General features: G+C 77.2%; 1 pseudogene. It reads left to right on the top strand.

From position 1 onward, the window contains the following. Positions 1-675 (top strand): annotated as a pseudogene (locus tag C693_RS21920) (HAD family hydrolase); the annotation flags it as partial.

Below are 675 nucleotides of genomic sequence, written 5' to 3'. Positions count from 1 at the left end.
GGGGCGAGCCGCTGGTGGCCGGCAGCGTGCTGCTGTCCGGGCCGGTCGAGCTGACCGTGCGCCACAGCGGCGAGGCCACTGCCGCGGCGCGGATCGGCGCGCTGGCGCGACGTGCCCAGGGCGGTCGCATGACCGCCGCGACGACCGCCGATCCGCAGGCCAGCCGTTTCGTCCAGCGCGTGCTTGTGCTCACCCTGCTCACCGCGCTGGGCTGGCTGCTGGTCGATCCTGCCCGCGCGTTCGAGGCGGCGGTGGCGGTGCTGGTGATCGCCTGCCCCTGCGCCTTCGCGCTCACGGTACCGGCGACCCGTGCCCGCGCTTTCGGCGTGCTGGCCGCGCGCGGCGTACTGGTCGCCGACGGCGCCGCGCTGGAGCGGCTGGCGCAGGTGGACTTTGCCCTGTTCGACAAGACCGGCACGCTGACCCATCCGGGCTTCGTGCCGGACGACATCGTCGTCTGCCGCGGCACGCGCGACGACGCCCTGCGCCTGGCCGGCGCGCTGGCGCAGGGCAGCAGCCATCCGCTGTCGCGCGCGCTGGCGCGGCTGGCGGCCGAGGTGGCGGCCACGCCGCTGCCGACGGTCGAGAACCTGCGCGCGCTCCCCGGCGTCGGCCTGTCCGGCCGCGTCGACGGCTGCGCGCTGCGGCTGGGGCGCGCCGACGCGGTGCTCGACG

Source organism: Dyella ginsengisoli LA-4, from assembly GCF_000334915.1.
Taxonomy (GTDB): domain Bacteria; phylum Pseudomonadota; class Gammaproteobacteria; order Xanthomonadales; family Rhodanobacteraceae; genus Dyella_A; species Dyella_A ginsengisoli_A.
This window is presented reverse-complemented; position numbering and strand designations above follow the sequence as displayed.